This window comes from Geobacillus sp. BK01, assembly GCF_052220245.1.
Classification (GTDB): domain Bacteria; phylum Bacillota; class Bacilli; order Bacillales; family Anoxybacillaceae; genus Geobacillus.
Genome location: NZ_JBQPTH010000050.1, coordinates 1 through 1,562, shown reverse-complemented (window position 1 = coordinate 1,562; position 1,562 = coordinate 1). Strand labels below are relative to the sequence as shown.

The 1,562-nt window shown below is 55.2% G+C and carries 1 protein-coding gene; it reads left to right on the top strand.

The window, feature by feature from the left end; genetic code table 11:
* Positions 1-1,434 (top strand): IS1634 family transposase (locus tag ACTVDO_RS17300; protein WP_442901952.1); only part of this gene is annotated, 1,434 nt, incomplete at its 5' end.
* Between the last annotated feature and the right edge of the window lie 128 nt (positions 1,435-1,562).

Here is a 1,562-nt window from a genome sequence, read left to right as displayed (position 1 = left end):
CTGATCCGGCCGGGGTTGGATCCGTCTTGGTTCAACGACGATGCCATTGCTCGCCATTTGGACCGGCTGTATGAGGCCAATATCCATCAAGTCCTGTCGTCTTGCCTCGTGCAGATCTACAAGAAAGAAGGCCTCCCTCTCCGTGTCTTTCACGCGGATACGACGGACAAGACCGTTTACGGTGCGTATGAATCGTCCTCGACAGAGACCCTGCAGATCACGCATGGCTACAACCGGCATCATCGTTGGCAAAAACAGATCGGATTCGGCCTGATCGGCAACGAGGACGGCATCCCGTTTTACGGCGATGTGCACGACGGCAACGCGCCGGACAAAACGTGGAATCCCGAGGTGCTCTCCCGTGTCCATGAGCAGCTGAGGCAAGCGAAGATCGAAGACGAATGGATTTACGTGGCGGATTCCGCTGCGATGACGAAGGACACGCTGGCGCAAACGAAAGCCGCCAACGCCTTTTTGATCACGAGAGGCCCGTCGTCGCTCCGGATCGTCAAAACCGCGCTTTCGGAGGCGGATGCCCAACCCGATTCGGCGTGGAGCGCCCCCTTTGCGCTGGCCGAGAAAAACGGCGCCACGTACCGGGTATGGGAAACGGCCTCAACATATGAAGGCCAACCCGTACGGCTGATCGTCGTCGAATCAAGCGCCCTCGACCAACGGAAAGGAAAGACGCTCGAAACAGAACGAGCACAAGAAGCGGAGCTTCTTCGCGAGGAACAAGTCCGTTGGGAGCGTCATCCTTTCTCTTGCCGGGAAGACGCCGAACAAGCCTTGGCCTCCCTCAAGGCGTCCCTTCGTCCTCGATTTCATCGGGTCAAGGCCACGGTTAAAGAGATCGTGCGCCCGAAAAAACGGCGCGGACGGCCGAAAAAAGGGGCGGAACCCGAGATGGAGACGCTGTATCTCCTGCGCTTGGACATGGAATTCGATCGCGAGGCGTGGGAACAGGCGAAACGGAAAGCGTCCCGGTTTGTTCTCGTCACGACCGTTCCGAAGGAATGGAAGGGCCAACCCATGGATGCCCAAGAGATCTTGAAGCTGTATAAAGGGCAGATCTCGGTGGAAATGAACTTCTCCTTCCTAAAAGATCCGTTCTTTACGGACGAAATTTACGTCAAAAAACCCGAACGAGTGGCGGTATTGGGCTATTTGTTTTTGCTGGCCTTGGCCATTTACCGCGTCTTCCAGCGCCGGGTGCGTCAGTTCATCACACCCGAACGCCCATTAAAGGGCGCAGGAGGCCGCAAGCTGACCCGTCCGACCGGACAAGCGATTTTTCAATTGTTTTGGTATGTCAGAGTCGTCCTGTTGGAGTTGCCGGATGGGCAAATCCAACGCAGGCTAGGGAAACCGCTCACCCCTGATCAGCGAAGGATTCTGCAGGGATTGGGCATGGATGAGAGCATTTACGTGTAACGTCATATGGAACGACTAGCGATGGTAAAAAAAGGATTGCCATCGCTAGTCGTGTTGGTCGAAACGTTATTCTGAAAAACGAAATAAAAAATCCTTTCTTTCTACCCTGCTAGGGTGCGAAATGTGAG